1 protein-coding gene is annotated in these 790 nt (G+C 65.3%); it reads left to right on the forward strand.

Annotation, left to right across the window (positions count from 1 at the left end):
- On the forward strand, window positions 1–790 hold a 790-nt coding region (locus tag A5692_RS24240), incomplete at both ends, for a condensation domain-containing protein (protein ID WP_231984444.1).

Consider the following 790-nt stretch of genomic DNA (forward strand, 5'->3'; position numbering starts at 1 on the left):
TGCCGTTGACGGTCAACGGCAAACTCGACACCCGCGCCCTACCCGCCCCCGACTACACCGGTGCTCCTTATCGCGCCCCGGGTGGTCTGCTTGAGGAACTGCTGGCCGGCATCTACGCCGAGATCCTCGGCCTCGAGCGGGTGGGGGTGGACGATTCGTTTTTCGAGTTGGGTGGGGATTCGTTGTCGGCGATGCGGCTGATCGCCGCCATCAACAATTCTTTGGATGCTGACTTGTCGGTGCGGGCGGTGTTTGAGGCGCCCACCATCGCCCAGCTAGCACCCCGCATCCACGCCAACGCCGGGGGTGGGCTGGCCCCGCTGACGGCCCAGCAGCGGCCCGCGGTGGTGCCGTTGTCGTTTGCCCAATCCCGGTTGTGGTTTATCGACCAGTTACTGGGCCGGTCTGCGGTTTACAACATGCCCATCGCGGTGCGCCTGACGGGGCCACTCGACGTGGAGGCCCTGGCGGCCGCGCTGACCGATGTGGTGGCCCGCCATGAAAGCCTGCGCACGGTGTTCCCCACGGTTGATGGGATCCCTCACCAGCAGGTGGTGCCGGTTGAGGGGGTCGAGTTCGGCTGGGCGGTGATCGATGCCGGTGAGTGGACGCACGAGCGGCTCGAGGAGGCCATCGCGGCGGTGGCCAGTCACGTGTTTGATTTGGTGGCCGAGATTCCGTTGCGGGCACAGCTTTTCCGCCTGGGCTTAGATGAGTGTGTGTTGGTGGCGGTGGCCCACCATATCGCTGCTGATGGTTGGTCGATCACCCCGCTGATCGGTGATTTGGG

This window comes from Mycobacterium sp. E342 (assembly GCF_001667665.1).
GTDB lineage: Bacteria > Actinomycetota > Actinomycetes > Mycobacteriales > Mycobacteriaceae > Mycobacterium.